The organism is Streptomyces sp. KL109B (genome assembly GCF_030766935.1).
In the GTDB taxonomy this organism is placed as follows: Bacteria; Actinomycetota; Actinomycetes; order Streptomycetales; family Streptomycetaceae; genus Streptomyces.
In genome coordinates this window covers 106,799-131,594 of the sequence record NZ_JASERL010000014.1, presented here as the reverse complement: position 1 = coordinate 131,594, position 24,796 = coordinate 106,799, and the positions used below count along the sequence as shown (strand labels likewise).

Genomic DNA, 24,796 nt, shown 5'->3' with positions numbered 1-24,796 from the left:
ACCGATGGCACACTTTCGTGGTCGAGCCAGAACCTGTCGAGAGTGCGCCATGTACGGAAAGAGCGAGGACCGGGACGACTACCAGGACGTGCCGCGTCCCTTGGCGGCGATGGCCCGTGACCTGGCGGACGGCCATCACATCCCGCCGCACCACCACCGCCGCGCCCAGTTGATCTACGGCACGACGGGCGCCATCACCGTCACCACCGAACACGGCTCCTGGGTCGTGCCCGCCACCCGCGGCGCCTGGCTCCCGGCCGGCCTCACGCACGCGATGACCTGCGCGGGAGCCGTCGCCATGCGCACCCTCTACATCGCCGAGGACGCGACGGTGCGGCTGCCCGCCGAGCCGACCGTGGTCTCGGTGTCCCCGCTGCTGCGCGAGCTGATCGACGAAGCGACGCGGCTCCCGGTGGAGTACGACACCGAGGGCCGCGACGGCGTCCTGATGAGCCTGCTGCTGCACGAACTCGCCCCGCACCCGGTGCCCGCGCTGCACCTGCCGACGCCGGCGGACCCGCACCTGGACGCCCTGTGCGCGGCGATCCGCGAACGACCCGGCGAGCACTGGACGACACCGCGAGCGGCGGCGTACGCGCACCTCAGCGCTCGCAGTCTGCAGCGCGGGTTCGCGGCCTCGACAGGAATGAGCCTGGCCCGCTGGGTTCAGCAGGCCAGGCTCATTCACGCGGTGACGCTGCTCGCCAGGGGCGTGCCCGTCACGAAGGTCTCCGGCGCGGTCGGCTACGCCACGCCAAGCGCGTTCACGGCGATGTTCCGCCGCGCACTCGGCACGCGGCCGACCGCGTACTTCAGCTGAGTTCCCCGGGCCTCGCGTCCGTACGTCACTTGAGGGCGACCAGCGACGCCAGGCTCAGCAGGCCGACGAGGACGCCGCCGCAGATCCCGACGCAGCGCGCCTTCAGGCGCTCGTAGCGCTTGCCGTACTCCTCGCGCAGCTCGGCGGCGCGCGCCACGATCTGGCCGAGCGCCGCCTTGTGGAAGGCGAGGCGCTCCTCGACGAAGACGCGCTGCACCTCCTCGCGCTGCGCGCCGGTGAGCCAGTCGAGCCGATCGGTGAACGCCTCGGCCTGTTCGTGGGCCTCGGTGACCTTCGAGTTCCACAGCAGATAGCCCTCCATCTGCTGGATTCCCGCGTCCACGTCCTGCTCGGTGCTGCTCATGCGGACGCGTCCTCGTGCCGGTTCTCGGCGTGGTCGAGGGCGGCGACACCGGGATGGTGCAGGTCGAAGGCCGGGGATTCGGAGCGGACGCGGGGCAGGGTGGTGAAGTTGTGCCGGGGCGGCGGGCAGGAGGTGGCCCACTCCAGGGAGCGGCCGTAGCCCCACGGGTCGTCGACCTCGATCTTCTTGCCGTACTTGCCGGTCTTCCAGACGTTGTAGAAGAACGGCAGCATCGACAGGCCCAGCAGGAACGCGGAGATCGAGGAGATCGTGTTCAGCGCGGTGAAGCCGTCGGACGCGAGGTAGTCCGCGTAGCGCCGCGGCATGCCCTCGACGCCCAGCCAGTGCTGCACCAGGAACGTGCCGTGGAAGCCGATGAACAGCGTCCAGAAGGTGATCTTGCCGAGGCGTTCGTCGAGCATCTTGCCGGTCATCTTCGGCCACCAGAAGTGGAATCCGGCGAACATCGCGAAGACGACGGTGCCGAACACCACGTAGTGGAAGTGCGCCACCACGAAGTACGAGTCCGAGATGTGGAAGTCCAGCGGCGGGGCCGCCAGGATGACGCCGGTGAGGCCGCCGAACAGGAATGTCACGAGGAAGCCGACCGACCACAGCATCGGTGTTTCGAAGGACAGCGAGCCCTTCCACATCGTTCCGATCCAGTTGAAGAACTTCACGCCTGTTGGCACGGCGATGAGGAACGTCATGAAGGAGAAGAACGGTAGTAGTACGCCACCGGTGACATACATGTGGTGCGCCCACACCGTGATGGACAGGCCGGCGATCGCGATCGTGGCGCCGATCAGGCCCGAGTAACCGAAGATCGGCTTGCGGGAGAAGACCGGGATCACTTCGGAGACGATGCCGAAGAACGGCAGGGCGATGATGTACACCTCCGGGTGTCCGAAGAACCAGAAGAGGTGCTGCCACAGCAGCGCGCCGCCATTTGTCGCGTCGTAGACGTGCGCACCGAACTTGCGGTCCGCCTCCAGGGCGAACAGCGCGGCGGCCAGGACCGGGAAGGCCAGCAGCACGAGGACGCCGGTCAGGAGCACGTTCCACGTGAAGATCGGCATGCGGAACATCGTCATGCCGGGCATGCGCATGCAGATGATGGTGGTGATGAAGTTGACCGAGCCGAGGATCGTGCCGAAGCCCGAGAAGATCAGCCCCATGATGCCCATGTCGGCGCCGATGCTCGTGGTGTGCACCGCGTCCGACAGCGGCGCGTACATGAACCAGCCGAAGTCCGGGCCGCCCTGCGGGGTGAGCAGCGCGGCGGCCGCGATCAGCGAGCCGAACAGGTACAGCCAGTAGGCGAACATGTTCAGGCGCGGGAACGCGACGTCGGGGGCGCCGATCTGGAGCGGCATGATCCAGTTCGCGAAGCCGGAGAACAGGGGTGTCGCGAACATCAGGAGCATGATCAGGCCATGCATCGTGAAGGCCTGGTTGAACTGCTCGTTCGACAGGATCTGCATGCCTGGGCGGGCCAGTTCGGCGCGCATGAAGAGCGCCATGATGCCGCCGACGCAGAAGAACGCGAACGATGTGATCAGGTACAGCGAGCCGATCGTCTTGTGGTCGGTGGTGGTGAGCCACTTCACCACCACGGCTCCGGGCCGCCGTGCGTGTGCGGTCTCCGAGTCCGGTGCCTCGGCGCTCGCCGCCGCGCTCTCCGTGGACGTCATCAGGTAGTCGCTTCCTTGGCCGGTGTAAGACAGGACACGACCACGACTAGCGGACGACACGACGAGAACCGGGGACACGCGCGCCCGCGCGTCCCCGGTTCCCTCAAATGCAGCAGTGGGCTCCCTCAGCCCGCCAGCCGGATGTCGTGCCGCACGGCACCCAACGCGTCCTCCACGGTGACCAGTTCGGCGCGCGGCGTGTGCTTCGACGCCGAGATCACGAGCGTATGGGTGCCCGTGGGCAGCCCCTCGACCGTGTAACTCCCTTGCGTCACCGCTGCCTTGGAGAGGCGCTTGCCGCGGGCACTGATCACGGTGATCCAGGCGGGGCAGCCCTCGGGGTGCTCGGCGCACACCACGTGGCCGGTGACGCGGGCGCGGCCCACGGGGGCCGCTTCGCGGCGCGGCTGGGGTGCCGGGGCCTGCGGCTTCGGCTTGGGAGCCGCGGCGGCAGCGGGCGCGGCCGGGGCCGGGGCCGGGGCCTTGGCGGGCTGCGGTTCGCCCCAGGCCGCCATGACGGCGCGGGTGCGGCGCTGCATCGGCGAGGCGGGCCGCTGCGCGGCGCCGTTCCCGGTGGCGACGGGGAGCCCGGCCTGCTCGGCGTACGCGGCCAACGTCTCGTCCAGGGCGTCGAGTTCGCGCAGCGCTGTGTGCAGGCGCTGGGCGCGCGGGCCCGACCCGGCGGGGGCCAGTTCGGAGCGCAGCTCACGAAGGAGTGGGCTGACGCGCCGGTACGTGCCCTCGGGCTCGCCGGTCGCGAAGAACCGGTCGAGTTCCTTGAGGGACGCGGTGACGGTGGCGGTGACGAGGCGGGCGCGTTCGACGAGCCGGGGCGGCAGGTCGATGTCTATGTCGGCGGCCGACGCGAGCGCACGGGCGTGGCCCGTGGCGGAGGTCAGCAGGGCGACGCGGTGCTCGGCGGCCGGGCCGCTGACGCCGACCGGCATCCGCACGAGCGGCTTGGCGACGGCCTGCACCTGGAGCAGCGCGGCGTCCACGGCGCGGGCGGCGCCGCGCAGCCGTACCGGGGTGTCGGGCTGCGTCCAGCGCTGCTCGACCTGGGCGACGACCTGGGCGAGTACATCTACGTAGCCGCGCTCGGCCTCCTGGACGACGGTGCGGCGGGCCAGCGGGAAGATGAGGGCGGCGCAGGCGGTGGCGACGAGGACGCCGAGCCCGTTGTCGAGCAGCCGCTCCCCGAGGAGGTGTTCCATGCCGCTCTCGGGCGTGCTCATCGCGTACAGCTGGCACAGGGCGACGACGAGGCCGACGACCCAGCAGGCGTAGGCGCGGGCCATGCCCCAGGCGCCGAAGGTGAGTCCGACGACGATGACGGCGAGCGTCCAGTAGACGTGGTCACGCCCGATGAGATGGACGAGCAGAATGCCGAGGACAGCGCCCACCACGGTGCCGACCATGCGGTGCCCGAACTTGCGCAGCCGCTCGTGCGTGGTGTTGGTGCCGAACAGCGTGATCATCACGCCGACGAGGCCCCAGTAGAAGCGGTGCGGGTCGATTGCGTCGGAGATCGGTACGACGATGGCGGCGGCCACGGCGGCGTGCGCGGGGACCCGGATGTACGGGATGGCGCGGCGCCAGCCGGACTCGGTGCCCGAGGCGAGCACGCGCCGGGTGGGGCCGGCGGAGCCGGGCAGCCGGTTGTTCTCCAGGGCGACGGTCGGCTTGAACGGCACCTCGGCCTTGCCCGCGACGGCGCTGGCGCCGAGGGTGAGCCAGTTGTGCAGGGCGCGGGCGAGGGAGTCGAGGAGGTGGCCGACGCGGCGCGCGAGCACCGCGGCCTCCACGTCCTCGGCGGACGCGGCCGGGTCGGCGAGCACGGCCTCGGCCCGCTCCTGAATGTGGGCGGCGGCGGGCTGGAGCCCCTCGGCCTCCCGTATCGGGGTGTCACGGGCGAGCACGAGGCCGACGGCGAGCGCCTCGCGCAGCTGCTCGGGGACGGGCAGCCGGGTCAGCTCCTGGACGGCCTGGCCGATGCCGCGCAGTGCGAGCTCGGCGTCGAAGAGGTGCCGGTGCAGCAGCTCGGCGGCGTCGGGGTCGGCGGCGACCTCGGGCTGGGCGAGGCGGGCGTCGATGGTGACGGTGGTGATGTTGAGGCGGCGCAGCGAGCGGCTCATGCGGCGCACGGCCCGCTCCTGGTCGGCGTCGGGGTCGACGGCGTCCACGGCGGCGTCGGCGACGCGCCGCGCCTCGACGACGAAGGCGCGCTGGGTGCGCAGCAGGTCCTCGCGGGGCATCGGGTAGCACAGCAGAAGCCGCGTGATGAGCACGGCGGCGGCGGACACGAGCGCCACGGCGAAGGCCTTGCCGACGAGCGCGGCGGGGATGCCCGCGAGCATGCCGACCATCATGCCGTTGAACAGCATCATGCCGGTGACCAGCGGAATCGCCCCGAACCTGGCGAGCAGGAAGGTGACGGCGAGCGCCGCGATCATCAGCACCATCTGCGGCACCCGCTTGCCGTTCATCTCCGCGCACACCCACAGCGCGGCGGTGTACGGGAACGGCATCCACAGGATGGCGCGGGCGAGGCGGTCCCAGGTGTTCTCGGCGACCGCGAAGGCGCTCATCAGGCCCATCATCCCGGCGACCATCATGCCGATCATGTCGGGGATGCCGAGGGCCTCGGCCATCGCGTAGCCGACGGTGAGCGCGGTCACCATGGCGACGAGGGTGCGCCAGCCGGTCTGCAGCTGACCGAGTCCGGGGTCGGCCGCGAGGCCCCAGTCCCACCATCTGCGGGGTCCGGCGACCCGATGGGGCGCGAGGTCCACTCCTGGCGGGGCTTCGTTCGCGGCGGCGTGCTGGTCCGGCAAGGTGCCCGGGGTGGTCAACTGGCCTCCGATTCCATGGCGTTCAACAAAAGGTTCAGCGCATCCCGCGCGGTCGACACCGCGCGCTCCGGGTCCTCGACGGCGCCTTCGCCGCGGTGCAGCGCGGTGAGCAGGGCGGCGGCCATCCGCTGCCGCCCCGCCTCCAGCAGGGCGCGCCCGGCGGGTGTGAGCGAGGTCTCGACGGCACGCCGATCGTCCTCGCACCGCCGCCGCTCGACGAGCCCGGCGTCCCCCAGCTTCTGCAGCAGCACGGTGACGCGCGGCTGCGCCATACCGGTACGGGCGGCGAGCCCGGTCACGCGGCACGGCCCGCTCTCCAGCGCGTCGAGCAGGGCGACCTGGCTCCGCGTGAGCCCGAACTCCCCTTCCCTGAACAGGGTTTGCCCGAGCTGAGCGATCCCCCTCAACAGCCCACGAGCAGCGCCTTCGATGCGCTGGGCCTCGGTGGCGTCGACGAACCCCGGAGATAGATGCATATAGAAAGAATATACATGCGCCTTACAACCTCCCAACGCCGGGGTACGCAAGGTGACCAAAATCAAGCCCTCGACGGCGGGCGACCATAATCAAGCCCTCGGCGGCCGGCGACCACAAATCAAGCCCTCGACGGCCGGCGACCACAATCAAGCCCCTGCGGCGATTGAGCAGCGGGGTCCGGGGCGGAGCCCCGTGACGCCAACCCCGTGGACCCGCAACCCGTCCGGTGAGAAACTCCACGCGTGGACGGGGGGAGGATCCTCGAACGGGACCACGAGCTGGCCCGACTCGCCACCTGCACGCGGGACGCCACCTCGGGGGCCGGCTCCGTCGCGCTCATCCTCGGAGAGGCCGGCATCGGAAAATCGAGCCTGGTCCGCGCCCTGCCCCCGGTACTCCCACCCGCCGCCCGCCTCCTCGTCGGCCACTGCGACGACCTGGCCACCGGCCGCCCCCTCGGCCCCCTCCGCGACCTCGTCGGCAGCGTCGGCACCGGCCTCGCCCGCGCCGTCCGCGAGGCCGACGACCGCCACCGCGTCTACGAGGCGCTGCACGCCGAACTGTCCTGCGCCCCGCACCCCGCCGTACTGGTCGTGGAGGACGTGCACTGGGCAGACGAGGCGTCCCTGGACGCCCTGCGCTATCTGGTGCGCCGCATGGAGCGCCTCCCCGCCGTCCTCGTCCTCACCTACCGCGACGACGAACTGGACCGCGGCCACCCCCTGCGCCAGCTGCTCGGCCAGATATCCGGCGCGCCCCGCGTCCACCGCCTGCCCCTCTCCCCGCTCTCCCGCGGGGCCGTGGGCGGCCTCTGCGCGAAAGCCGGACTCGACCCGGCCCAGGTCTACGCGGTGACATCGGGCAATCCGTTCTTCGTGTCCGAGGTCCTGGCCGCGGGCGGCACCGGCGCCGTCCCGCCGACCGTGGTCGACGCCGTCCTCGCCCGCCTCCGCCGCCTCGACGACACCTCACGCGACGCGCTCGAACAGCTCGCGGTCGTCCCGTCGGCCGTGGAGCGCCCCCTCGTCGACGACCTGCTCCCCGGCGGCTGCGCCGCGCTCGCCGCCGCGGAGCAGGTCGGCCTGCTGGAGGTGGCTCCGGACCGGGTGGCGTTCCGGCACGAGATCATCCGCCGCGCCGTCGCCGACTCGCTGCCCGCCGCACGGCGCATCACCCTCGACCGCGCGGTGCTCGCCGCGCTGGTGGCCGCGCCCGACGCCGACCGCTCCCGGATCGTGCACCACGCGGCGGCGGCCGGTGACCTCGACGCCGTGGCGCGGTACGGACCGAGGGCCGCGCGTGACGCGGCGCGGGCGGGCGCGCACCGGGAGGCCGCCGCGCATCTGCGCCTCGTCCTGCGGCAGCGTGCCCGCTACTCCCCCGCCGAACTGGCCGATCTCCTCGAACGGTTCGCGATCGAGAGCTACACCATCGGCGACTCGACCGCCGCCGTCGCGGCCGAGCGGGACGCCGTCGAGCTGCGCCGCACGCTCGGCGAGCCCCGCTCGCTGGGCGCCGATCTGCGCTGGCTGTCGCGGATCCACTGGTGGGCGGGCGACGCGGCGGCGGCCGAGGAGGCGGCGCGCGAGGCCCTCGCCGTGCTCGAACGGGCCGGTGACGACCGCCTGTTGGCGCTCGCGCTGAGCAATACGGCGCAGTTGCGGATGCTGTCGGACGCGTACGAGCAGGCCGTCGAGTACGGCGAGCGGGCCATCGCGCTCGCCCGGAAGGCGGGCGATCCGGCGATCCTCGCGCACGCGCTCAACAACGTAGGATCGGCGCGCTGGCGGGACGGGGACCCGCTGGGCGAGCGGCAGTTGGCGGAGAGCCTGGCGGTGGCCCTCGGCTCCGGCGAGGTGGAGCACGCGTGCCGCGCCTACGCCAATATCGTCTGGTCGCTCATGGACGATCTGCGGTTCACGGAGGCGGACCGGCACCTCGGCCCCGCCATCGACCTTGCCGACCGCGCCGAGCACGTCGGCTTCCTCACCTACCTCCAAGTGGAGCTGGCGCTGCGGAAGTTCGCGGCGGGCGACTGGCAGGCGGCCGAGCGGTACGCGCGCCTCGGCGCGGACGTGTTCCCGCCCGCCCGCTGCCCCGCGCTCACCGTCCTCGCCCGCGTCCGGGTGCGGCGCGGCACCCCTGGCGGCGAGGAACTCCTCGACCGGGCCTGGCGGATCGCCATCGACACCCGTGAGCTGCAGCGGATGGGCCCGGTCGCGGCGGCCCGTGCGGAGGCCGCGTGGCTGCGCGGCGACCTGGCGGGGGTGCGCGCCGCCGCCGGGCGGGTGTACGAGCGGGCGCTGCGGCTGGCCGCGCCGCAGCGCCACGAGCTCGGCCACTGGCTGGCGCGGGCGGGCGACCCCGTACCGGCGGACGGCTCGACCCATCCGTACGCGCTCCAGGCGGCGGGCCAGTGGGACAAGGCCGCCGAGCTGTGGCGCACGGCCGGCTGCCCGTACGAGGAGGCCGCCGCCCTCGCGCAGAGCCCCGACCCGGCCGTGAAGCTGACCGCGCTCACCACACTGGACGCGCTGGGCGCCGCGCCGCTCGCCCGCCTGGTCCGCGCCGATCTCCGCGAGCTCGGCGTACGCCATGTGCCGCGCGGCCCGTACGCCGCGGCGCGCCGCAACCCGGCCGGCCTGACCGACCGTCAACTCCAGGTCGTACGCCTCCTGATGGCGGGGCTGACCAACGCGGAGATCGCCGAGCGCCTCGTCGTCTCCGTGCGCACCGTCGACAACCACGTCCGCGCGGTCCTGGAGAAGCTGGACGCGCCCACCCGCCGCCGGGCGGTGCGGCGCGCGGCGGAGCTCGGCCTCACGGCACCCGGCGAACCGTAGCCCTCGGCACCCGGACAGCCGAAACGTAGGTACCCGCACGGCCCGAGGTGGGTGGCCGCCACGCATGCCCGCCCGTGCGCGACGCCCGTAGAACGGGGCGGACGACATCCACTCGACACGGGGGACCGCATGGGCACCACACCCGCACAGGCCGCGCGCCGTGAACTCACCGGTTTCCGGGGGGATTTGATCGGCCCCGACGACTCCGGTTACGAGGCGGCCCGGGCCGTCTACAACGCGATGATCGACCGGCGTCCCGCGCTCGTGGCGCGCTGCGCGGACGCGGGCGACGTGGCGAGCGCGCTGGCCTTCGCGCGCCGCCACACGCTGCCGTTCGCGGTGCGCGGCGGCGGACACCACGGCGCGGGCCTCGGCACCTGCGAGGGCGGTGTGGTCGCCGACCTGGCACCCATGAACAGCGTCGAGGTCGATCCGGACGCCCGCACCGTGACGGTCGGCGGCGGCGCCACCTGGGGGCTGGTCGACGCGGCGACGCACGAGCACGGCCTGGCGACGCCCAGCGGCATCGTCTCCACCACCGGCGTCGGCGGCCTCGCGCTCGGCGGCGGACTCGGCCACCTCACGCGGCGCTGCGGGCTGACCGTCGACAACATCCTGGCGGCCGAGGTCGTGCTCGCCGACGGCAGTTCCGTACGCGCGGACGCCGACACCAATACGGACCTGTACTGGGCGATCCGGGGCGGCGGCGGGAACTTCGGAGCCGTCACGTCCTTCACGTTCCGGCTGCACGAGGTGAGTCAGGTGGTGGCGGGTCCGACGTTCTGGCCCGCCGAGCAGAGCTCCGAAATCCTCACCGCCTACCGGGAGTTCCTGCCGTCCGCGCCGCGCGACGTCAACGGCTTCTTCCTGTACGGGGCGGTGCCGCCGGCCCCGCCGTTCCCCGAGGAGCTGCACCTGCGGAAGGTGTGCGGCGTGGTGTGGTGTCACACGTCCGGGGACCCGGAGGCGGCGCAGCGGGCGATGGCCCCCTTCCTCGGCACGCTGCCCGCGCCGCTGCTGCACGCGGTCGCGCCGATGCCGCACCCGGCGCTGCAGTCGATGTTCGACGGCCTGTACCCGCCGGGCGACCAGTGGTACTGGCGGGCCGACTTCGTGAAGGAGATCCCGGACGAGGCCGTGGCGCTGCACGCCAAGTTCGGCCCGGAGACACCGTCCGCGCAGTCGACGATGCACCTGTACCCGATCGACGGCGCCGCCCACGACGTCGGCCCGTCCGACACCGCGTTCAGCTACCGGGACGCGCGCTGGGCGAGCGTGTACGCGGGCGTGGACCCGGACCCGGCGGGCGCCGAGGTGCTGCGCCGCTGGACGGTCGACTACTTCGAGGCGCTGCACCCGTACTCGGCGGGCGGCGCCTACGTGAACATGATGATGGACGAGGGGCAAGAGCGGGTGCGGGCGAGCTACCGCGGCAACTATGCGCGCCTGGCGCGGATCAAGGGGGCCCTCGACCCGGACAATGTGTTCCGCAACAACCAGAACATTCAGCCCGATCCTGCCGCCTCGACGGGGTGAAGGGATCGGGGCTCTGCCCCGGACCCCGCCGCTCAATCGCCGCAGAGGCTTGATGTACGTAGCGTAGGTGCATGTGTTGGAGTGCGACGGCCGATCTGGTGGCGGGTGGCGCGGTCACCGGCGTGGGCGTGGGGTGTGTGGCGCGCGCGGTGCGCACCCGGCCGCGGGCCGTGCTCCTCGCGGCGCTGCCGCTGCTGCTCGGGGCGCACCAGGTCATCGAGGCGGTGATCTGGAACGACGGCGGCGGCACGGGCGCCGCCGTCGACGCGTGGGCGGTGATCGCGCTGCCGCTGCTGCCGCTGTGGGTGCCGGTGGGTGTGTGGTGTGCGGTGGGCGCCCGCGCGCGGCTCGTGGTGCCGCTCGTGGCGGGGGTCGTGACGGCGGGGGTGCTCGCGTACGTGCTGGCGACGAGCACGGTGACCGCGGAGGTCCGCGGGCACACCATGGGGTACGCGATCGGTCTGCCGCACGCCGGATGGCTGCTCGCGGGCTATCTGGTGGCGACGATCGGGGCGCTGCTGCTGTCGGGCGAGCGGGGGCTCGTCGTGCTGGGGGTGCTCGCGGCGGTCGTCGCGGCAGTGTGCGCGGCGCTGTGGCGCTGGGAGTTCATCTCCACATGGTGCGCGGGCGCCGCGCTCTGCTCGGTGGTGCTCTACGTGTGGCTGCGGCCGCGCGCCGCCGTCACTCGGTGATCGTGACGCAGGGCAGGCCGACGCTAGCGTCGCCGCGGAAGCCCTCGGCGCACAGGCGGGTGCCCGGGGCGAAGTGCCGCTGCGGGTAGGCCTGGTCGCGGTAGGTGCGGAACGCGTCGACGTCCTCGACCTTGGTGTTCGCGGACCAGCCGTCGGTGGTCCATACGCGGGCGGTGATGCGGTTCGGCTGGTTGGTGTTCACGACGGACACCTCGACGCGGCCCAGGTAGGTGCCGGAGTCGTAGGTCTCGATGCACACGGCGTTGTTGCACCACTTCCCGTCGGCCGCGGCCGGCTGGCCCACGGCGATGACACAGCCGAGGGCGGCGACGGCCGCGGCGGCGGAGGAGACGAGCTTCTTGAGGACGGACATGGGGTGCTCCCTGTGCTCTCGTACGACGTCGATGGGCGCGGACGTCCGCGCTTCGCGCGCATCAACGTCGTACCGGACCAGGGGTTACGTCTTCTCCGACGCCTTCGCCCGGATGGCGAGGTCCCCTCCGTCGACCTCGACGAGGATCCGGCCGCCCGCCGCGATCTCGCCGTCGAGGAGCATCCGGGAGAGCCGGTTGTCGAGTTCGCGCTGGATGGTGCGGCGCAGGGGGCGCGCCCCGTACTCGGGTTGGTGGCCGCGCCGGGCCAGCCAGTCGACGGCTTCGGGGGTGACGTCGATGGCGATGTCCTGGGCGTGCAGGCGGCGCCGGGTCTCGTCGAGGAGGAGGTCGGTGATGCGGGCGAGCTGCTCGGTGCTGAGCCGCCGGAAGATGACGATCTCGTCGACGCGGTTCAGGAACTCCGGGCGGAAGTGCTCGCGCAGCGGGCGCAGCACCTGTTCGCGGCGTGCGGTCTCGTCGGCGGCGGCGCCGTCGGAGCGGAAGCCGAGCGCGGCGCCGCGTCCGGTGAGGGCTTCGGAGCCGAGGTTGCTGGTCATGACGATGACCGTGTTGGTGAAGTTGACCGTGCGGCCCTGGGCGTCGGTGAGGCGGCCGTCGTCGAGGACCTGGAGGAGGGTGTTGAAGACGTCGGGGTGTGCCTTCTCCACCTCGTCGAGCAGGACGAGGGAGTACGGGTGGCGGCGCACGGCCTCAGTGAGCTGACCGGCCTCCTCGTGGCCGACGTATCCGGGTGGCGCGCCCACGAGCCGGGACACGGTGTGGCGTTCCTGGAACTCGCTCATGTCGAGGCGGACCATGCGGTCCTGGCTGCCGAAGAGCGCCTCGGCGAGGGCGCGGGCCAGCTCCGTCTTGCCGACGCCGGTGGGGCCGAGGAAGAGGAAGCTGCCGATGGGACGGTCGGGGCTGGCGAGCCCGGCGCGGGAGCGCAGGACGGCCTCGGCGACGGCGGAGACGGCCTCGTCCTGGCCGATGACCCGCTCGTGCAGATGCTGTTCGAGGCCGAGGAGGCGCTCCTTCTCCTCCTGGGTGAGGCTGCTGACGGGGATGCCGGTCTGCCGGGACACGATGTCGGCGATGTCCTCGGCGGACACCTCGACGATGTGCCCGTCCCCGGGGTCGGGCTCGCGGGCGCCCTCGATGCGTGCGCACAACTCGCCTATCCTGTCGCGCAGTTCGGTGGCCCGTTCGTACTGTTCGGCGGCCACGGCCTGGTCCTTGTCGCGGGTGAGGTCGTCGACCTCGCGCTCCAGGGCCCGTACGTCGGTCGTCTTGGTGCGGTCGCGAAGGCGGACGCGGGCGCCCGCCTGGTCCATCAGATCGATGGCCTTGTCGGGCAGGAACCGGTCGGTGAGATAGCGGTCGGAGAGGTCGACGGCGGCGAGCAACGCCTCGTCGGCGTACCGGACTTGATGGTGCGCCTCGTAGCGGTCGCGCAGCCCGCGCAGGATCTCCACCGCGTCCGCCGTGGACGGCTCGGGCACGAGGATCGGCTGGAAGCGGCGGGCGAGCGCGGCGTCCTTCTCGATGTAACGCCGGTACTCCTCCAGGGTGGTGGCGCCGATGACATGCAATTCGCCGCGCGCCAGGGCGGGTTTGAGCATGTTGCCCGCGTCCATCGAGCCGCCTTCGGAGCCGCCGCCGGCCCCGGCGCCCACGACGGTGTGCAACTCGTCGATGAACACGATGAGTTCGTCCGGGTGGGCGCGCACCTCGTCGATGATGCCGTTGAGGCGCTCCTCGAAGTCGCCGCGGTAGCGGGTGCCCGCGACGACGCCCGACAGGTCGAGTGTCACGAGGCGGCGCCCTGTGAGCGTCTCGGGTACGTCGCCGTCGGCGATGCGCTGGGCGAGTCCCTCGACGACGGCGGTCTTGCCGACGCCCGCGTCGCCGATGAGCACGGGGTTGTTCTTGCCCCGCCGTGAGAGCACCTCGACCGTCTGCTCGATCTCCTCGTCGCGGCCGATGACCGGGTCGAGGCGGCCCTGCCGGGCGCGGTCGGTGAGGTCCTCGCCGTAGCGGTCGAGGTTGGGGGTGGGCGCCGCGGGCTTGGCCTGCTGGCCTGGCCTGGGGGACTCGGCGGGTCCCTGGGCCGGTGGCTGCGGGGGCGGGTCGGGGGTGAAGCGGGCCTGGTTGAGGAGGTGTCCGGCCGCCGAGTCGGGGTTGGCGGCGAGCGCGAGCACGATGTGGTCCGGGCCGATGTAGGCGACGCCCGACTCGCGCGCGATGACATGCGCGTCGAGCAGCGCCCGCTTGACGGCGGGGGTCACGGAGAGGGACTGCGGGGTGCGGCTCTGCTCTCCGCTGCCCGCGTGCCGGTCGATCTCCCCGGCGAGCCGGTCGGGGTCGGCGCCGGCCCGGGTCACGAGGGAGCGGGTCGGTTCGAGGGAGAGCGCCGCCCACAGGAGGTGTCCGGTGTCGAGGTCGCCGCGGCCGTGTTCGGTGGCGTAGTTCGCGGCCGTGGCGACGAGGTGGCGGGCGGGCCCGCTCATCAGCCTGCCGATGTCGATCTGCCGTCGGCCGCCGCCGCTGGGGCCGCCACCGCCGAGGAACCGGGCGAAGAAGTCGCCGAAAGGGTCCTGTCCGTAGCCGTCGGACCCGGTGAATCCGCTGCTCATACCCATCCGTTCCGGCGCACGCACCCGGTGTCGGGGGCGCTGCCTCGTCGCCGTCCGTCTGGGGTGCGCGTAGCCCACTGCGGCGTGGATAAACGTGGTGGACCCCATGGGGCGCGGGCGTCCGCCGTGCGGACGACGACCGGACGGCACAGAACGTACAATTTATGGGTGTTTCGGGCGCGATCCGCGTGTCCGGGAAGGCGAGGTGACGTCATGGCCGGACCGACCCCGACGACCCCGACGACCCGGCCGCACCGGGCCGCGCGGACCTCCGTCGCCGCCGCGTTCGTCTGCGTGAGCCTGTTCGCGGCGGGCCCCGCGACGGCCGACGACGGCGACGGCGACGGCGGCGACGCCAAGGGCAAGAGCGCGCGGGAGCTGGCCGACGCGGCGAAGAAGGAACTCCTGGACGCGAAGTCGCTGCACCTGAGGATGCGCAACAGCACCGATGACCGGGACTCCCGCACCCCGTCGACCTTCGACCTCCGCCTCGACGAGGACGGCAACTGCGCGGGCAAGCTGCGCATGGGCACGGGCGGCGCCAAGGGCGGCAGCGTCGACCTCGTGAAGCGCGGCGACGAGGTGTGGATGAAGCCCGACGCGACGTTCTGGAAGGCGCAACTGCCCGGACGCAGTGGCGAGTTGGCGGCCGATCTGATCGGCGACCGGTATGTGCACGGCACGACCGACGACCCGATGCTCGACGGCTTCTCCCGCACCTGCGACCTCGACGCGTTCCGCGAGCGCCTGAAGGACGGCTCGGACCGCGCCGCCAAGGACACGCTCACGAAGGGCGACCAGAAGAAGCTCGCGGGCACCGAGGTCGTGCCGCTGACCGCCCGCGACGACGAGGAGCGCAGCACGCTGTACGTCACCGCGGACGCGCCGCACCGCCTGGTGCGCGCCACCGAGAAGAGTTCGGGCGAGTCCCTGACGATGACGCTGACCGGCTACGACAAGCCGGTGCCGGACAAGACACCGTCGGCGGACGAGTCGATCGACGTCTCCGAGCTGCGCGGCACGGATCCGACGGAGGCGCCGCACGCCGCCTGACACCCTCCCCCGGCCGGCTCAGCCGCCCTTCGGGTAGCGGACGAAGAGGATGCCCTGGACCTCGCCGTCCGGCGCGCCGTAGAGGTGCGGGACGTCGGCCGCCCACTGGGCGTGACCGCCGGGTCCGGCGGTGCGCGGCGCGTCCGGCGGGCCGACGACGGCCGTCCCGGACAGCACCATCAGGCTCTCCGTGGTGCGCGGGACGTGCGCCGAGGACTCCTGTGTGGCGCCCTCGGCGATGGTGACGCGGAAGACGTCGGTGGCCGCGTCATCGTCCTCGTACCGCTCGATGAGCACGGCGGTGACGGCGCTGCCCGTGACACCTTCCGCGCCCGCGCCGGCGCCTGAGGGCGGGTCGTCGAGTACGGCGCTGAGCGGGCGGCCGAGCGCGGTGGTCAGGGCGTAGAGGGTTTCGAGGGTGGGGTTGCGGCGGCCGGTCTCCAGCTCGGAGAGGGTGCCCTTGCCGACGCCGGAGCGGCGCGCGAGTTCGGACAGGGAGAGCCCGTTGTCCTCGCGCAGCCGTTTCAGCCTGCGCCCCACCTCGTCGCCAAGTCCCATCGCCCGGTCGTCCCCTCTCGCGTCTCGCGCCGCTGGGCGCGTGTTGACGTGTCACTGCCCGCGTCCTTAGTGTTCCACAAACAGAACGTTCCGTTCATGGAACGCTCTGCCTCTCCCCTGCCCGCTACCTGCCTTCTGCCTCTCCCTGCTGTTCGGAAGTGACTCCCGCATGTCCTCGCTCGCCCGCATACGCGCCCTCGCACCGCCCTCGGCCGTCGCGGCGGGCCTCATCGCCACCACCGTCGGTGTCACCAGCGCGGCGGCCATCGTGTTCACGGCGGCGCGGGCCGCCGGGGCGGACGCGCGGGAGGTGTCGTCGTGGATGCTGGCGCTCGGCGTCGGGATCGCCGTCACCACCGTGGGCCTGTCGCTGCGCAACAAGGCGCCCGTACTGACCTCTTGGTCGACTCCGGGTGCCGCGCTGCTCGCGACGAGCCTGAGCGGGGTGTCGATGGAGAAGGCCGTGGGCGCGTTCGTGTTCAGCGCCGCCCTGACCGTGGTGAGCGGGCTTACGGGGTGGTTCGCGCGGCTCATGGACCGGATTCCGGTGCCGCTCGCCTCCGCGCTGCTCGCAGGTGTGCTGCTGCACTTCGGGACGGGTCTGTTCGCGCAGATGGGCGGGCACTTCGGGATCGCGTTCCCGGTGTTCGTGCTGTACCTCCTCGCCCGTCGGCTGCTGCCGCGCTACGCCGTGGTGGTCGCGCTCGCCGGAGGCGTCGCCGCCTCCGTCCTCACCGGTGGCTGGCACCTGGAGCGGGTCCAACTGTCGCTCGCGCAGCCGGTGTTCACGGCTCCGGAGCTGGACTGGAAGGTGCTGATCAGCGTCGGTGTGCCGCTGTTCGTGGTCACTATGGCCTCGCAGAATCTGCCGGGTGTCACCGTGCTGCGCGCGTCCGGGTACGAGGTGCCGATCTCGCCCGTCCTGACGTGGACCGGTGTCGCGCAGGCGGTGCTCGCGCCGTTCGGCGCGTTCGGCCTGAACCTCGCGGCGCTGACCGCCGCGATCTGCACCGGCGAGGAGGCGCACCCCGACCGGCGGAAGCGCTACCTCGCGGCCGTGTGGGCGGGCGTCTTCTACCTGTGTGTCGGACTGCTGGGCGCGACCGTCGCCACGCTGCTCACGGCGATGCCGCAGGCGCTCGTCCTGGCGGTCGCCGGGGTGGGCATGCTCGCCACCATCGAGTCGGCGCTTGCGGGTGCTCTCTCGGACCCGAAGTCGCGGGAGGCGGCCGTCGTCACCTTCCTCGCCACCGCCTCCGGTGTGACGCTGCTCGGCATCGGGTCGGCGTTCTGGGGACTGCTGGCGGGCGTGCTGACGACGGTCGTCACGTCGGTGGCACGGCGCGGGAAGACCGGGGCCGGGTCCGCCGCCCCGCAGCCGGTCAAGAGCGACTCGCGCACACCCGAGCGAACCTCCGCGTGACGACGGACCACGCCGCGACGGCCGCCGCCTCATCGGCCACCGCCGCCGCATGCAGCGCGTCCCTGTCGTAGCCCTGCCGGGCCAGCGGTTCGGGGTCCCACCCCGCGATCCGCCCGGCCGCAGCCTCCGGATGGAACTGCACGCCCCACGCCCGCTCCCCCACCCGGAACGCCTGATGCGGGCAGGCCTCGGTGGACGCCAACCACACGGCGCCCGGCGGCAGTTGGGTGATCTGGTCGACGTGCCGCTCGATCGCCGGGACCGTCTCCCCGAGCCCGTGCAGCAACGCGTCGTCGGCGGCTTCGGGCCGCAACGTGATCCGCGTGCTGCCGTACTCGGGCCGCCCGTGACTCCCCCGTACGCCGCCGCCCGCGACCTGCGCGAGGAGCTGCCCGCCGAGGCAGATGCCGAGGACGGGCGTGCCCGCGTCGAGGGCCTGCGCGGCGAGACGGCGGGTGGCGGGGAGCCAGGGCGCGCGCTCGTCGTCGTCCGGCAGGAATCCCCCGCCGAGCACGATCAACGGCCTTCCGCCGAGCTTCTCCGGCAACTCCTCACCCTCGTACGGCCGCAGCACCTCCAGGCCCACCCCCGCCTCACCCAGCCAGTCGCCGACCCGCCCCGGGCCGCCGCTCCTGGTGTTCTGCACGACGAGGACGGGTTCAACCGGTCTGCTGCTCACGCGTGTTCGCCTCGTTTCGTATGGTGCCGGGGCCCAGGTCCCGCGTAGATCCACGGCCCATGCCCTGCGTAGCTCAACGCAGCAGATCAGCGCGTGACACCTCCCGTCAACCGTCCGCCGACAGGGCCGCGTCCTACGCTGAGTGTCATGTCAGAGCCCGCAGCCGCCGCCACCCGCCTCACCGGCCGACCCACCACGGCCGAGCGCCGCTTGTCCTCGCACCTCGCCGAGGTCACCCTCGACGACGGCCGCGTGGTCATGGTGAAAAACGCGGACGACCCGGCGGCGGTGCGCGCGGAGGCGGCCGGGCTGCGGTGGCTCGCGGCCGTCGGCGCGGTGGCGGTGCCCACGGTGCACGGGTACGACGAGCGGTGCCTGGTCGTGGACCGGGTCGCGGAGGGGCGGCCGACCGGCGACATCGCCGTCCGGTTCGGCCGGGATCTCGCGCGGCTGCACGGCGCGGGCGCCCCGGCGTTCGGCGCGGCGCCGCCCGAAGGGCCGACGGAGGCGTACATCGGGCTCGCGCCCATGCGCAATGTGCCAGGCGACGACTGGCCCCGCTGGTACGCCGACCACCGCGTCCTGCCCTACCTGCGGAGCGCCGTCGACGCGGGCACCCTCTCCCCCGCCGACGCGAAGCCCGTCGAGCGGGTCTGCGAGCGGCTGCCCGAACTCGCGGGCCCACCCGAACCGCCCGCGCGCCTGCACGGCGACCTGTGGAACGGCAACCTGCTGTGGGGCGCCGACGGCGCGGCCCACCTCATCGACCCGGCCGCGCACGGCGGGCACCGCGAGACCGATCTGGCGATGCTGCACCTGTTCGGCGCGCCGCACCTGGACCGGATTCTCGCGGGCTACGAGGAGGTGGCCCCGCTCGCCGACGGCTGGCGGGACCGTATCCCGCTGCACCAGCTGTTCCCGCTCCTGGTGCACACGGTGCTGTTCGGCGGCGGCTACGCGGGGCAGGCGGTCGCGGCGGCGCGCTCCCAACTCGCGTAGTGGCTCCCCTCTAGAGCAGACCGAGGATCACGTCGAGGAGGCCCGTGGGGTCGGTGGTCGGGGCGGGCGCCCAGTCGATCCGCGCGTGGACCGTGCCGGTCAGCAAGGGGTCACCCGCACGCAGGTCGGTGCCCAGGATCGAGTTGAGCCCGGACGCGGCCTGCGCGCCCAACTGGAAGGCGCTGCCGTCATCGGAGTCGATGCTGCCGTCATCGGAGCCGATGGTGAGCTGCGACCGCCGGCCGTCGGCGCTCGGGGCGAGACGCAGCGCGCTCGTGTCGAAGCGGCCGAGGACGAGGCCTCCCTGGTGGTGGGACGCGGTGACGGTGCCGGTGTCGAGGTGGATCTCGACGGCGTAGAACTCGGTCTTCCTGGTGCCGGCTCCCACGAGGAGCGTGCCGGTGGTCGTGATCCTGCCGCCGGTGACGCGGGTGCCGTCGTGGACGACGTTCCCGCTGGACAGGGCCAGTCTGGCGCCACCGTGCAGTCCGAGTGCGGTGTTGGGCGCGAGGTCGACGCCGCCGCCCGTGACAGGCGAGGACTGGTCGTCCGCGGCGGGCGCCGCCGCGCGCACGGGCGCCTGGACCGGGGCGGCGTGCGCGGCGGCGGGTGCGGCGAGTGCCGCCGCGACCGCCGTGGCGACGGCAAGGGCGCACAGTCGGGTCGTACGGCGGGAGAGGTGTGCGGAAGACATGGCGGTACCGGTCCTTCGGTCGACGTGGAGGGGTCGCTGGGCCCCTTCCACGCCGACCGCCACCGTCTCCCGCGCCACCGCCCGACTCCACTCGACCGGGCCCCGCGCGCCTACGCCGTCGCGAAGCGCGTGAGCACCGCCTCCGGGCGCACGCCGGGCAGTGCCGCGCGGAACGTCCGGTAGTAGCCGAGCTCTTCCTTGCTTCGCAGCTCGGGGGCGCCGTCCTCGGCGACGGCCGCCGCGAACTCCGCGTCCGTGATGCGGGTTTCCCACAGCGGGCTCAGGACGCTCTCGGCGCCGCTGCCCGTGCCGAACTGCTCCTTGCGGCGCCACAGCAGATGTTCCGGCAGCCATCCGGCGAAGGCGCGCCGCAGATGTCCCTTCTCCATGCCGTCGGCCTCAAGTCCCTTCACCGACGCCGGAAGTGACATGGCGTGCGCGATGACATCACGGTCGAGGAACGGGACACGTGCCTCCAGGCCGTGCGCCATGGTGACACGGTCGCAGCGCTGGAGGTTCAGGCCGTGCAACTGGCCGATGGTGCGGCGCAGTTCGGCGTCCAGCTCGCCCGGCTGCGCGTACCGCTCGTGGTAGTAGCCGTATCCGGCGAAGAGCTCGTCGGCGCCCTCGCCGGTGAGGACGGCCTTGACGTGCCGGGCGGCGAGTTCGGAGAGGAACCAGTTCGGGACGGCGCTGCGGATGAGACTGGCGTCGAAGGACTCCACGCACCCGACCACCTCGTCGAGGGCCCGCGCCGCGGCCTCGGCGTCGAGCACCGCCTCGTGGTGCTCGGTGCCCAGGAACGCGGCGGCCTCCCGCGCGGCGAGCAGGTCCGGGGAGTCCTCCGTGCCGACGGCGAAGGTCTTGAGGCGCCGCCCCTGGCGGGCGTACGTGTCGGCGGCGACCGCGGCGACGAGGCTGGAGTCGAGCCCGCCGGAGAGGAACACACCGACCTCGACGTCCGCCATCAGATGCCGGCGCACGGAGTCGGCGACGGCCTCGAAGGTGGCCTTCTCGACGACCTGCTCGGACACTCCGCCCCAGCCGTCTCCGGCCGCCTCGGGCACCGGCTGCGCGAAGCGCCGCAGGCCGTCCTCGGGGGTCCACCAGCAGCCGGGCGGGAAGATCTCGGCGCTCGGCTGTACGTCGGGGTGGAAGGCGCGCAGTTCGGAGGCGAAGTGCACGGCGGTGTCGGTGCGCGCCCAGTACAGGGGCTTGACGCCGATGGCGTCGCGGGCGGCGACGAACCGGCCGCCGGGCGTGGCCGCGCACAGCGCCCACATGCCGCGCAGCCGGTGCAGGCCGTCGGGCCCCTCCGTGCGCAGCACGGCGAGCGCCGCCGCCGAGTCGGAGGAGGACGAGCCGAAGGACGCGTCCGGCAACTCCTCGCGCAGTGTCTCGTGGTTGTAGATCTCACCGTTGCACACGAGCGACCAGTCGTCGTCGCCCGCGGTGCCGCCGAGGGGCTGGTGGCCGCCGTCGAGGTCGACGATGGAGAGGCGGCGGTGGCCGAGCCACGTGTGTCCGCCGACGATTCGGCTCCCGCTGTCGTCGGGTCCGCGGTGGGCGAGCCGGTCGAGCATGCCCTGCGCCGCCGCGTCGGCGCACTCGGTGTCGGGACTTCCGTGATGACTGTGTATGGCTGCGATTCCGCACATGTGGATCGACCATAGGGCGGTCCGTGCGAGGACAACAATGAGAGTTGCTGTATACGCACGCCGCTGGCAATCTTCCCGTCATGGCAGCGGAGAATCTCAGCAGCGTGCACCGCGCGCTCGACGTGCTGCGCGCGCTCGCGCAGGGCCCGATGGGCGTACAGGAAGTGGCCCAGGCGGTGGGCCGGGAGAAGACGCAGGTGTCACGGACGCTGAAGGTCCTGGCGCAGGAGGGGTTCCTGGAGCGGGATCCGCGCACGCTGCGCTATCGGATCGGCTGGCAGCTGCTCGCGCTGGCCTCGTCGGCGGGCGAGGAGCGGCTGTACGGGGAGGCGCCGCCGGTGCTGCGGGATCTGGTGCACCGGGTCGGTGAACCGGCGTATCTGACGGTGCTGTCGGGGCACGGCGTGGTGACGGTGCTGACCGAGCGCACGTCGCGCGGGCTCCAGGCGCACGAGTGGATCGGCCGCACCTCGCCCCTGAACTGCACGTCGGCGGGGCGCGCCCTGCTGTTCGCGCTGCCCGACGACCAGATCGCGGCGCTCCTCGCGACCGAGGCGGGGGCGCCGCTGCCGGGCACGGACGCCGCGCCCCGCGACGTACCGGCCGTCCTGGAGCGGCTGCGGGCGGAGCGGGCGCGCGGCTACGCGGTGGCGGCGGAGGAGATGGAGCCGGGCCTGACCGCGGTCGCCGTCCCGGTGCACGACCACCGGGGCGACGTGGTGGCGGCGGTCAATGTGTCGGCGCCCGTGTTCCGGCTGCCGCCGGAGGCGCTTCCGCAGGTGGCGGAGGCGGTGGTCGCGGCGGCGCACCAGTTGTCGGCGAGGCTCAACGGGGCGCCGCCGGCCGCGTGAGTCCGGGGGCCGCGGACCACGGGCACCTACCGGGCGACGTGGGCCACGGCCGCGTATCAGGGGACTCGGGCCACGGCCACGTAGATGCCGCTGTCCTCGGGCTCCGGCGCGTTGTCGTCGCGGAACCATTCCGTGGCGGTCGTCAGGCCGGGTGCCACGAGGTCGAGGCCGTCGAAGAAGCGGGCCACGCCGTCCCGGGTGCGCAGGCCGAGCTTCATGCCCGCCTTCGCGTACTGCTCGCGCACCTGCGCGCCCTGCTCGACGAACAGGTCCGACGCCGCGTTCGACAGGGTGAGGTAGCTGCCCGACGGCAGCTCGGACACCAGCGAGGCCACGATGCCGTACGCCTCCTCGTCGTCCGCGACGAAGTGCATCAGCGCGATCAGCGACAGGGCGACGGGGCGGCCGAAGTCCAGGACGGTGCGGGCGTGTTCGAGGATGGCGGCCGGTTCGCGGACGTCGCCCTCGATGTAGTCGGTGACACCTTCGGGGCTGCTCACGAGGAGGGCCTGCGCGTGCGCGAGCACGATGGGGTCGTTGTCGGTGTAGACGATCTTGGCGGTCGGGACCGTCCGCTGCACGATCTGGTGCAGGTTCGGCGCGGTCGGGATGCCGGTGCCGATGTCCAGGTACTGGTCGACGCCCTGCGCTGCGAGCCAGCCGGCGGCCCGGTGCATGAACTCGCGGTTCTGCCGCGCCGCGTCCCGCGCCTCCGGCGGCAGTTGGGCACCCACGGCCTCGTCGACGGGGTAGTTGTCCTTCCCGCCGAGCAACCAGTCGTAGACGCGCGCTGGGTGCGCCTGACTGGTGTCGATACGGGGCCGGGATGCGGGTGCCGTCATGAGACTCTCCAACGTCGCAGAGGGGGCGGGACGATGTCTGTGACCTGCCCGCAGTGTGTCATTCCAACTCCCCCATCCTTTCACGGAGTTGCAGGTCACGGCGGGTGTGCGGGCGACAGCGCACGGTACTCGCCGAGCTGCCGCGGCGCCGTCCGCCCGCTACTCTTGACCGCCCACTCATGATCCACCCGGAGGAGCCACCGTGCGCGACTGGGAATCCGAGCTCGGCCTTGAGCCGCACGGCGAGGGCGGCGCCTTCCGCCGCGTCTACACGAGCCCCCACACCCTGTCGACGCCGCACGGCCCCCGCCCCTCCGCGACCTCGATCTACTACCTGCTCGACGAGCGCAGGCCGAGCGGACTGCTGCACCGCAACCGGAGCGACATCCTGCACTTCCTGATCGACGGCGGCCCCCTGGAGTACCTGACCGTGGACCCCGGAGGCACCCTCCGGCGCACCACGCTGGGCCCGGACGACGAGCGGTTCCTGCTGGTGCCGGGCGGCTGGTGGAAGGCCTCGCACCTGACGGACGGCGCCCGCCACGGCCTGGTGGCGGAGGTCGTCACGCCCGGCTTCGACTACGCGGACCACGAGTTCGCGACGGGCGCCGTACTGGACGAGTTCCCGCATCTCGCGGACGCGCTCAGGGAGTTCGTACGGAACTGAACCGGGCCTCGCCCGCGCCGCTCAGCCGAGTGTCCGCACGGGCTCGCCCGCGAGATACGCCTCGATGTCCTCGACGGCGCCCTGGAAGAAGCCCTCGTAGTTGCGCCGCGTGACATAGCCGAGGTGGGGCAGGCCGAGGAAGTTCGGGGCGGTGCGCAGCGGGTGGTCGGCCGGGAGCGGCTCGACGTCGAAGACATCGCTGCCCGCGCCCGCGATCCAGCCCTCTCGCAGCGCCCGCACGAGGGCGTCCTGGTCGACGATCGCCGCGCGCGAGGTGTTCACCAGGTACGCGGTGTCGCGCATGCGGCGCAGCTCGTCGGCGCCGAGCAGACCGCGGGTGCGCTCGCTCAGGACGAGGTGCACGGAGACGAAGTCGCTGGTGTCGAGGAGTTCCTCCTTGGAAGCGGCGAGGGTGACACCCTCCTCGGCCGCCCGCTCGGCGGTGAGGTTCCGGCTCCACGCGGCCACCTCCATGCCGAAGGCGGCGCCGACGCGTGCGACCCGCGCCCCGATCTTGCCGAGCCCGAGCAGGCCGAGCCGACGCCCGTGCAGGTCGGCGCCGAGGGTGGACTGCCAGGGGCCGCCGTCGCGCAGATTGCCGCCTTCGGTGAGGACGCCGCGGGCGAGGCCGAGAAGCAGGGCCCAGGTGAGTTCGACGGGCGGTTCGGGGTTGCTTGCGGTGCCGCAGACGGTGACGCCGTGCGCGGCGGCAGCGGCGAGGTCGATGGAAGCGTTGCGCATGCCGGAGGTGACGAGCAGCCGCAGCTTCGGCAGCCGGGCGATCAACTCGGCCGGGAACGGGGTGCGTTCACGCATCACGACGACGATCTCGCAGTCACCGATCTCCGCGACGAGCTCGTCGTGCGTATCGACATAACGATTCAGGTACCTGACGTCGACACGGTCCGAGAGGCGGTCCCAGTCGGCAAGTCGCGGGGCGACACCCTGGTAGTCGTCGAGTACCGCGCACTTCAGCATGCTCACCATCGCTCCCGGTTCGAAGATCGTCCGGAAACCCTAACCGGGAGCGCTGGTACGGACTTTCGCGCGGTCCCTTGACGGCCCCTCACCCCACCCCTTAAAT

21 protein-coding genes are annotated in these 24,796 nt (G+C 72.7%); 9 read left to right on the top strand and 12 right to left on the bottom strand.

All coding sequences use genetic code 11. The features are described 5' to 3' along the window. Positions 1–49: 49 nt before the first annotated feature. The gene (locus tag RBJ65_RS35425; RefSeq protein WP_306319522.1) at positions 50–820 is read left to right on the top strand and encodes a helix-turn-helix domain-containing protein; all 771 of its coding nucleotides are present in this window, start codon (positions 50–52) and stop codon (positions 818–820) included. A 25-nt stretch (positions 821–845) separates the two neighbouring features. Here the strand turns inward: RBJ65_RS35425 and RBJ65_RS35420 are convergent, their stop codons facing one another. The 4 genes from RBJ65_RS35420 to RBJ65_RS35405 form a co-directional block, all read right to left on the bottom strand. Continuing rightward, positions 846–1,184: a hypothetical protein gene (locus tag RBJ65_RS35420; RefSeq protein WP_306319521.1), complete on the bottom strand. Its 339-nt coding sequence runs from the start codon at positions 1,182–1,184 to the stop codon at positions 846–848. After that, positions 1,181–2,878 carry a cytochrome c oxidase subunit I gene (gene ctaD / locus RBJ65_RS35415; RefSeq protein ID WP_306319520.1) on the bottom strand — a complete coding sequence of 566 codons (1,698 nt, stop codon included), beginning with the start codon at positions 2,876–2,878 and terminating at the stop codon, positions 1,181–1,183. Before ctaD ends, RBJ65_RS35420 begins: the two co-directional genes overlap by 4 nt. Before the next feature lie 125 nt (positions 2,879–3,003). Beyond that, positions 3,004–5,730 (bottom strand): FUSC family protein, encoded by a 2,727-nt coding sequence (locus RBJ65_RS35410; protein ID WP_306319519.1) that lies wholly within the window; start codon positions 5,728–5,730, stop codon positions 3,004–3,006. Further along, positions 5,727–6,206, bottom strand: coding sequence for a MarR family winged helix-turn-helix transcriptional regulator (locus RBJ65_RS35405; protein WP_306319518.1), 480 nt, complete (start codon positions 6,204–6,206; stop codon positions 5,727–5,729). The genes RBJ65_RS35410 and RBJ65_RS35405 overlap by 4 nt, the downstream gene beginning before the upstream one ends. A 243-nt stretch (positions 6,207–6,449) precedes the next feature. Between RBJ65_RS35405 and RBJ65_RS35400 the strand changes: the two genes are divergently transcribed. The 3 genes from RBJ65_RS35400 (at position 6,450) to RBJ65_RS35390 (ending at position 11,278) form a co-directional block, all read left to right on the top strand. Next, entirely contained in the window at positions 6,450–9,050 is a 2,601-nt protein-coding gene (locus RBJ65_RS35400; RefSeq protein WP_306319517.1) for an AAA family ATPase, read from the top strand. Between the two features lie 129 nt (positions 9,051–9,179). After that, the gene (locus RBJ65_RS35395; RefSeq protein ID WP_306319516.1) at positions 9,180–10,586 is read left to right on the top strand and encodes an FAD-binding oxidoreductase; all 1,407 of its coding nucleotides are present in this window, start codon (positions 9,180–9,182) and stop codon (positions 10,584–10,586) included. A 71-nt stretch (positions 10,587–10,657) separates the two neighbouring features. Further along, positions 10,658–11,278: a DUF6629 family protein gene (locus RBJ65_RS35390; protein ID WP_306319515.1), complete on the top strand. Its 621-nt coding sequence runs from the start codon at positions 10,658–10,660 to the stop codon at positions 11,276–11,278. Here RBJ65_RS35390 and RBJ65_RS35385 read toward each other — a convergent pair. Next, complete coding sequence (locus RBJ65_RS35385; RefSeq protein WP_306319514.1) at positions 11,268–11,651, bottom strand: hypothetical protein; 384 nt, start codon at positions 11,649–11,651, stop codon at positions 11,268–11,270. The genes RBJ65_RS35390 and RBJ65_RS35385 overlap by 11 nt on opposite strands. Before the next feature lie 84 nt (positions 11,652–11,735). Next, positions 11,736–14,288: an ATP-dependent Clp protease ATP-binding subunit gene (locus tag RBJ65_RS35380; protein WP_306319513.1), complete on the bottom strand. Its 2,553-nt coding sequence runs from the start codon at positions 14,286–14,288 to the stop codon at positions 11,736–11,738. 213 nt (positions 14,289–14,501) lie between these two features. Here RBJ65_RS35380 and RBJ65_RS35375 point away from each other — a divergent pair, with 213 nt between their 5' ends. Continuing rightward, a complete protein-coding gene (locus RBJ65_RS35375) occupies positions 14,502–15,341 on the top strand; it encodes a hypothetical protein (RefSeq protein WP_306319512.1) in 840 nt (279 codons plus the stop codon). An 18-nt stretch (positions 15,342–15,359) separates the two neighbouring features. Here RBJ65_RS35375 and RBJ65_RS35370 read toward each other — a convergent pair whose 3' ends face one another. Beyond that, positions 15,360–15,899 (bottom strand): helix-turn-helix domain-containing protein, encoded by a 540-nt coding sequence (locus tag RBJ65_RS35370; protein WP_306319511.1) that lies wholly within the window; start codon positions 15,897–15,899, stop codon positions 15,360–15,362. Between the two features lie 169 nt (positions 15,900–16,068). Between RBJ65_RS35370 and RBJ65_RS35365 the strand changes: the two genes are divergently transcribed. Then, positions 16,069–17,322 (top strand): benzoate/H(+) symporter BenE family transporter, encoded by a 1,254-nt coding sequence (locus RBJ65_RS35365; RefSeq protein ID WP_306319510.1) that lies wholly within the window; start codon positions 16,069–16,071, stop codon positions 17,320–17,322. Here the strand turns inward: RBJ65_RS35365 and RBJ65_RS35360 are convergent. Next, complete coding sequence (locus tag RBJ65_RS35360) at positions 17,282–18,001, bottom strand: type 1 glutamine amidotransferase (protein WP_306319509.1); 720 nt, start codon at positions 17,999–18,001, stop codon at positions 17,282–17,284. The genes RBJ65_RS35365 and RBJ65_RS35360 overlap by 41 nt on opposite strands. Before the next feature lie 147 nt (positions 18,002–18,148). Here RBJ65_RS35360 and RBJ65_RS35355 point away from each other — a divergent pair, with 147 nt between their 5' ends. Then, positions 18,149–19,000 (top strand): fructosamine kinase family protein, encoded by an 852-nt coding sequence (locus tag RBJ65_RS35355; RefSeq protein WP_306319508.1) that lies wholly within the window; start codon positions 18,149–18,151, stop codon positions 18,998–19,000. A 10-nt stretch (positions 19,001–19,010) separates the two neighbouring features. Here the strand turns inward: RBJ65_RS35355 and RBJ65_RS35350 are convergent, their stop codons facing one another. Both RBJ65_RS35350 and asnB read right to left on the bottom strand, forming a co-directional pair. Next, complete coding sequence (locus RBJ65_RS35350; protein WP_306319507.1) at positions 19,011–19,694, bottom strand: hypothetical protein; 684 nt, start codon at positions 19,692–19,694, stop codon at positions 19,011–19,013. A 110-nt stretch (positions 19,695–19,804) separates the two neighbouring features. Then, the gene (asnB, locus tag RBJ65_RS35345) at positions 19,805–21,352 is read right to left on the bottom strand and encodes an asparagine synthase (glutamine-hydrolyzing) (protein WP_306319506.1); all 1,548 of its coding nucleotides are present in this window, start codon (positions 21,350–21,352) and stop codon (positions 19,805–19,807) included. 80 nt (positions 21,353–21,432) lie between these two features. On the opposite strand from asnB, the gene RBJ65_RS35340 reads away from it, so the two are divergent. Further along, positions 21,433–22,203 (top strand): IclR family transcriptional regulator, encoded by a 771-nt coding sequence (locus RBJ65_RS35340; protein ID WP_306319505.1) that lies wholly within the window; start codon positions 21,433–21,435, stop codon positions 22,201–22,203. A 56-nt stretch (positions 22,204–22,259) separates the two neighbouring features. Here RBJ65_RS35340 and RBJ65_RS35335 read toward each other — a convergent pair whose 3' ends face one another. Continuing rightward, a complete protein-coding gene (locus tag RBJ65_RS35335) occupies positions 22,260–23,045 on the bottom strand; it encodes an SAM-dependent methyltransferase (protein ID WP_306319504.1) in 786 nt (261 codons plus the stop codon). A 202-nt stretch (positions 23,046–23,247) separates the two neighbouring features. Here RBJ65_RS35335 and RBJ65_RS35330 point away from each other — a divergent pair, with 202 nt between their 5' ends. Then, a complete protein-coding gene (locus RBJ65_RS35330; RefSeq protein ID WP_306319503.1) occupies positions 23,248–23,712 on the top strand; it encodes a cupin domain-containing protein in 465 nt (154 codons plus the stop codon). 21 nt (positions 23,713–23,733) lie between these two features. Here the strand turns inward: RBJ65_RS35330 and RBJ65_RS35325 are convergent, their stop codons facing one another. Continuing rightward, positions 23,734–24,699 carry a D-2-hydroxyacid dehydrogenase family protein gene (locus RBJ65_RS35325; RefSeq protein WP_306319502.1) on the bottom strand — a complete coding sequence of 322 codons (966 nt, stop codon included), beginning with the start codon at positions 24,697–24,699 and terminating at the stop codon, positions 23,734–23,736. Between the last annotated feature and the right edge of the window lie 97 nt (positions 24,700–24,796).

Coding starts and splice junctions, on each gene's coding strand:
- RBJ65_RS35385 (WP_306319514.1), bottom strand. CDS start 11,651: ATGTCCGTCCTCAAGAAGCTCGTCTCCTCCGCCGCCGCGGCCGTCGCC.
- RBJ65_RS35375 (WP_306319512.1), top strand. CDS start 14,502: ATGGCCGGACCGACCCCGACGACCCCGACGACCCGGCCGCACCGGGCC.
- RBJ65_RS35365 (WP_306319510.1), top strand. CDS start 16,069: ATGTCCTCGCTCGCCCGCATACGCGCCCTCGCACCGCCCTCGGCCGTC.
- RBJ65_RS35335 (WP_306319504.1), bottom strand. CDS start 23,045: ATGACGGCACCCGCATCCCGGCCCCGTATCGACACCAGTCAGGCGCAC.
- RBJ65_RS35390 (WP_306319515.1), top strand. CDS start 10,658: ATGTGTTGGAGTGCGACGGCCGATCTGGTGGCGGGTGGCGCGGTCACC.
- RBJ65_RS35325 (WP_306319502.1), bottom strand. CDS start 24,699: ATGGTGAGCATGCTGAAGTGCGCGGTACTCGACGACTACCAGGGTGTC.
- ctaD (WP_306319520.1), bottom strand. CDS start 2,878: ATGACGTCCACGGAGAGCGCGGCGGCGAGCGCCGAGGCACCGGACTCG.
- RBJ65_RS35405 (WP_306319518.1), bottom strand. CDS start 6,206: ATGCATCTATCTCCGGGGTTCGTCGACGCCACCGAGGCCCAGCGCATC.
- RBJ65_RS35380 (WP_306319513.1), bottom strand. CDS start 14,288: ATGAGCAGCGGATTCACCGGGTCCGACGGCTACGGACAGGACCCTTTC.
- RBJ65_RS35420 (WP_306319521.1), bottom strand. CDS start 1,184: ATGAGCAGCACCGAGCAGGACGTGGACGCGGGAATCCAGCAGATGGAG.
- RBJ65_RS35370 (WP_306319511.1), bottom strand. CDS start 15,899: ATGGGACTTGGCGACGAGGTGGGGCGCAGGCTGAAACGGCTGCGCGAG.
- RBJ65_RS35425 (WP_306319522.1), top strand. CDS start 50: ATGTACGGAAAGAGCGAGGACCGGGACGACTACCAGGACGTGCCGCGT.
- RBJ65_RS35340 (WP_306319505.1), top strand. CDS start 21,433: ATGGCAGCGGAGAATCTCAGCAGCGTGCACCGCGCGCTCGACGTGCTG.
- RBJ65_RS35350 (WP_306319507.1), bottom strand. CDS start 19,694: ATGTCTTCCGCACACCTCTCCCGCCGTACGACCCGACTGTGCGCCCTT.
- RBJ65_RS35395 (WP_306319516.1), top strand. CDS start 9,180: ATGGGCACCACACCCGCACAGGCCGCGCGCCGTGAACTCACCGGTTTC.
- asnB (WP_306319506.1), bottom strand. CDS start 21,352: ATGTGCGGAATCGCAGCCATACACAGTCATCACGGAAGTCCCGACACC.
- RBJ65_RS35355 (WP_306319508.1), top strand. CDS start 18,149: ATGTCAGAGCCCGCAGCCGCCGCCACCCGCCTCACCGGCCGACCCACC.